The sequence below is a fragment of the Pseudolysinimonas sp. genome, assembly GCF_031389465.1.
Taxonomy (GTDB): domain Bacteria; phylum Actinomycetota; class Actinomycetes; order Actinomycetales; family Microbacteriaceae; genus Pseudolysinimonas_A.
This window is the reverse complement of sequence record NZ_JANMSQ010000024.1, coordinates 1-1,816: the sequence shown is the minus strand read 5'-3', so window position 1 is coordinate 1,816 and position 1,816 is coordinate 1. Positions and strand designations below refer to the sequence as shown.

The window sequence follows — 1,816 nt, the reverse complement described above, 5'->3', positions numbered from 1 at the left end:
GTCGGGCCGGCCGGCGAGGTCGTCTCCGTCGAGGGAGACGCGCGCGCCGTCCACGACGCCCGGCGCAACTCGCACGACCGGTCCAACATCGAGCTGCATCACGGCGACGTCGCGCGCGTGCTGGCGGGGACCATCGACGCCGACTCCGACGTCGTCCACGCGGACGCCGTCGTGCTCGACCCGCCGCGGTCCGGTGCGGGCCGCAAGATCGTCGCCTCGATCGCCGAGCTGCGCCCCGAACGGATCGTCTACGTGGCGTGCGACCCGGCCGCGCTGGCGCGCGACGTCTCGTACCTGGCCGAGGCCGGCTACGCGCTCACCGGGCTCCGGGCGTTCGACCTGTTCCCGATGACCCACCACGTGGAGTGCGTCGCGGTCCTGGAGCGCTGACCAGACCGGTCGCACGCCGAGTTCGAGCCCCGATCCCGGCTGGGTTCGCTGTTCCGCCGTGAGTTCGCCGGTACAGGACAGCGAACTCACGACGGAACAGCGAACTCGCGGCGGTGACGTCTGGCCCGGCCCGCGGCGGCGGCATAGCGTCGGACTGCGGCGGTCCGCGCGGGGCCGCCCGGGGACGGAAGGGGTGCACGGTGACGAGTGAGCAGGAGAGCGAAGCGGCCAGGCGGTACATCGAGGCGGGGAAGGTCGCCGCCGCGGAGGCCCGCAAGTCCGGCACGCCGGAGTACGACCCGCGGGCGCACGAGCGCGCCGTCGAGCACGAGCGCAAGATGGCCGACGAACTCGCGAAGGAGCAGGCGAAGAAGTAGGTCGCCCGGCCCGCAACGCGATACGATGTATGTTGACGTCGAGATATCTGACGGCGCTCCCCCCGCACGGCGCCGGGGGCGCCGTCGTGCGGCGGCCCTCCAGCCGTCGCCGTCCGCCTGGCAAAGGAGTCACGAGTGAGCAACGTCGACACGTTCGGGTCGAAGGGGATCTTGGAGGTCGGAGAGACCGCCTACGAGATCTTCCGGCTGGCCGCGGTCCCAGGCCTGGAGCGGCTCCCCTACAGCCTGAAGATCCTGGCGGAGAACCTGCTGCGGACCGAGGACGGCACCAATATCACCGCCGATCACGTCCGCGCCCTCGCGGGCTGGGACCCGACGGCGCAGCCGGACACCGAGATCCAGTTCACCCCGGCGCGCGTCGTCATGCAGGACTTCACGGGCGTGCCCTGCATCGTGGACCTCGCCACGATGCGCGAGGCGGTCGTGGAGCTCGGCGGTGACCCGGACCGGATCAACCCGCTCGCGCCGGCGGAGCTCGTGATCGACCACTCCGTGCAGATCGACGTCGCGGGTCGGGCCGACGCATTCGAACGCAACGTCGAGCTGGAGTACCAGCGAAACCACGAGCGCTACCAGTTCCTGCGCTGGGGCCAGACGGCGTTCGACGACTTCAAGGTCGTGCCCCCGGGCACCGGCATCGTGCACCAGGTCAACATCGAGTACCTCGCCCGCGGCGTCATGACCCGGGCGGTGCCCGGTGCCGTCGGCGCCGACGGTTCCCCGATCCTGCGGGCGTACCCCGACACCTGCGTGGGAACGGACTCCCACACCACCATGGTCAACGGGCTCGGCGTGCTGGGGTGGGGCGTCGGCGGCATCGAGGCCGAGGCCGCGATGCTGGGTCAGCCGGTCTCGATGCTGATCCCGCGCGTCGTCGGGTTCAAGCTGTCGGGCGCCATCCCGCCGGGGGTGACCGCGACCGACGTCGTGCTGACCATCACGCAGCAGCTGCGCGAGCACGGCGTCGTCGGCAAGTTCGTCGAGTTCTACGGCGATGGGGTCGCGCAGGTGCCGCTCGCGAACCGCGC

Annotated in this window: 2 protein-coding genes and 1 pseudogene; all 3 read left to right on the top strand. The window is 71.5% G+C overall.

Translation table 11 applies throughout. The features are described from left to right. Positions 1-390, top strand: a pseudogene (locus tag RMO30_RS00835) (class I SAM-dependent RNA methyltransferase); the annotation flags it as partial. Between the two features lie 200 nt (positions 391-590). After that, positions 591-767: a translation initiation factor 2 gene (locus RMO30_RS00830; protein ID WP_309708235.1), complete on the top strand. Its 177-nt coding sequence runs from the start codon at positions 591-593 to the stop codon at positions 765-767. A gap of 135 nt (positions 768-902) precedes the next feature. Next, positions 903-1,816: aconitase family protein (locus tag RMO30_RS00825; protein ID WP_309708233.1), on the top strand; the 914-nt coding region annotated here is incomplete at its 3' end.